Source organism: Ruegeria sp. AP12, assembly GCF_056540025.1.
On sequence record NZ_JBQFVZ010000150.1, the window covers coordinates 1 to 872 of the forward strand.

General features: G+C 57.3%; 1 protein-coding gene. It reads right to left on the reverse strand.

The genetic code is table 11. The features are described from left to right. Positions 1 to 832: MBL fold metallo-hydrolase (locus tag ACR0E6_RS21910; protein ID WP_480587293.1), on the reverse strand; the 832-nt coding region annotated here is incomplete at its 3' end. Positions 833 to 872: the final 40 nt, after the last annotated feature.

Consider the following 872-nt stretch of genomic DNA (forward strand, 5'->3'; position numbering starts at 1 on the left):
CATCGCCCTGTTCGTCGGCCGGGGGCATCTGGCCCGCGCGCATATTGACCTGAAGCGACGGCAGAATCAGCCGGGGTTTGGAGAGTGTCGCGTCGCGCGCATCCCGCATTTCCACAAACTCTTCGATGCTGCGACCTTGCCCGATATGGATGTTCAGCGCTTTTTGCTCGCCCACCGTCGTCTCCCACGCATACTCATCCCGGCCCGGAGCTTTGTAGTCGTGCCCCACAAAAATGCGGGTCTCATCGGGCAGAGACAGGATCTTCTGGATCGACTCAAAAAGCACCTCGGATGAGCCGCCCGGGAAATCGCATCGTGCGGTGCCGAAGTCGGGCATGAACAAGGTGTCGCCGACAAAAGCGGCATCGCCGATCACATAGGTCAAGCAGGCCGGCGTATGACCGGGTGTGTGCAGCACATCGCCTCGCATCTGTCCGATGTGGAAACTGTCGCCCTCGCGGAAGAGGGCATCAAACTGGCTGCCATCGCGCTGGAACTCGGTCCCTTCGTTGAAGATTTTGCCAAAGGTTTCCTGCACCTCGACGATATGATGTCCGATCCCGATTTTGCCGCCCAGTGCCTGCTGCAGATATGGCGCAGCCGAGAGGTGGTCTGCATGCACATGGCTTTCCAAAATCCATTCGGTCTTGAGGTCGTTGGCGTGCACATAAGCGATTATCTCATCGGCAGAGCTTGTCCCCGTCCGGCCCGAGGCATGATCGAAATCCAGAACGCTATCGATAATCGCACAAGCGCGGCTGCTGTCTTCGTGGACGACGTACGAGACCGTAAAGGTCTGGTCGTCGAAGAACGCTTTCACTTTTGGCTTCATGGTTTCCTCCACTTAGACGACATATAGGAAAAGCAGAATG